Origin of the sequence: Vibrio sp. Hep-1b-8 (assembly GCF_006124995.1) — a bacterium.
Taxonomy (GTDB): Bacteria; Pseudomonadota; Gammaproteobacteria; order Enterobacterales; family Vibrionaceae; genus Vibrio.
Window position 1 is genome coordinate 1 of record NZ_QEWN01000066.1, and the last position, 1,234, is coordinate 1,234.

General features: G+C 43.5%; 2 tRNA genes and 1 pseudogene. 2 read left to right on the top strand and 1 reads right to left on the bottom strand.

The features are described from left to right. The first annotated feature begins 83 nt into the window (after positions 1-83). Positions 84-160: transfer RNA gene (locus DA100_RS08285), tRNA-Met, on the top strand. A 112-nt stretch (positions 161-272) separates the two neighbouring features. After that, positions 273-348: transfer RNA gene (locus DA100_RS08290), tRNA-Gly, on the top strand. Between the two features lie 677 nt (positions 349-1,025). Here the strand turns inward: DA100_RS08290 and DA100_RS08295 are convergent. Continuing rightward, a pseudogene (locus DA100_RS08295) lies at positions 1,026-1,234 on the bottom strand (tRNA epoxyqueuosine(34) reductase QueG); the annotation flags it as partial.

Genomic DNA, 1,234 nt, shown 5'->3' on the forward strand with positions numbered 1-1,234 from the left:
CGCCTTTCTGTTTATGAATAGGGAACCTCGTGTGTCGCTCCAAATTAAAAGGCTTTCATCATGCCTCAAATGGTGAATACGGACGCGGGGTGGAGCAGCTTGGTAGCTCGTCGGGCTCATAACCCGAAGGTCGTCGGTTCAAATCCGGCCCCCGCAACCAAATTTATAGGTGTTGTGATTCGCTAGCTCGTCGGGCTCAGCCATTCATAAAACCTTGCGAAGGTCTCTGGTTCAAATCCGGCCCCCGCAACCAATTCTCTTTTTGAGAATATGCGACACTAGCTCAGTTGGTAGAGCGCAACCTTGCCAAGGTTGAGGTCACGAGTTCGAACCTCGTGTGTCGCTCCAATTTAAAAGCCTTCATCGTGCTTAACGATGAAGAATGCGACACTAGCTCAGTTAATCGAGCACAGCCTTGTCAAGGTTGAGGTCACGCCTTTCTGTTTATGAATAGGGAACCTCGTGTGTCGCTCCAAATCTCCTTCAAATGACAAGCTCGTTTGAATAGACCTTTAAGGTCACCGCTCTTTAGCTAATGCTGCGAAGCATGAACCCCAAAATTGTAAAAAGTCCTCCTAGTACTAGGTGGGCGTTTTTATGCCTCAACGAAAAATCTCAGCATACCTATGCTCAGGGAATCACTATAGCAAACACCATGTGGGCTAGGTCTCTACGCATTCGTCAACAGAGTTATCCACAGTTTTGCCAATGTGGATAAGTTGGTGGGTAACCTGATTTTTCACTATGTATAAAGCTTGACTAAAACGATCTTTTTGCTTAAAGAGGATTCATTAAATGGATAACTTCTTTAGTAACTCATTGTTTTTAAAGTGATAAATGATAATTTCCGTGATTTAACTGAAGTGAGAAATAGATCATTAAGTCACTATTTTTTGATCCCAGTCATTTCCATACAATGTGATTAACTTCTTCACTTGTAAGAAAATGAGCATTCTCTCTTGGTTTTTTCCACATTTCATTTTTTAGAGCTAAATCAAGTTCTGAACCGTCATGCTCGGCAAGCATTAGGCATCTCTAGGCAATCCTTTCTCTACAATTCGAATCAGTCTAGCCAATTTATTGGATGCTGATGGAAGTTGCGATTGTTGCTGAGCTAATGCCCAGTGGATATGCGTATCTAAAACGTCGCTCAAGCCGATACGCTGCTGGAGAGCGTCGACAATTGCTAACGAATAGGGCGCATTACCCATTGCGATAGAGAGATTACGCATCC